General features: G+C 73.7%; 1 protein-coding gene. It reads left to right on the top strand.

Going from position 1 to position 315, the window contains the following annotated elements:
• A partial coding sequence (locus tag QN350_RS19835) for a fibronectin type III-like domain-contianing protein (RefSeq protein WP_323517238.1) occupies window positions 1–315 on the top strand: 315 nt, incomplete at both ends.

Here is a 315-nt window from a genome sequence, read left to right on the forward strand (position 1 = left end):
TCACGAACACGGGCGCCCGCCCCGGTGCGGACGTCGTGCAGCTCTACCTGCACGACCCGGTCGCCTCGGTCGTGCGGCCGGTGAACCGGTTGATCGGCTACGCGCGGGTCGAGCTCGGGGCCGGTGAGAGCGCCCGCGTCGAGTTCGCGGTGCACGCCGATCTCGCCGCGTTCACGGGCAGGGCCGGCGACCGCATCATCGAACCCGGCGCTCTCGAGCTGCGACTCGGGCACTCCTCTGCCGCGTTCGCAGCCTCCCTGGGCCTCCGGCTCACGGGCGCCGTGCGCACCGTCGACCACACCCGTGTCCTCGTGG

Origin of the sequence: Cryobacterium sp. 10I5 (assembly GCF_035019865.1) — a bacterium.
Lineage (GTDB): Bacteria > Actinomycetota > Actinomycetes > Actinomycetales > Microbacteriaceae > Cryobacterium > Cryobacterium breve_A.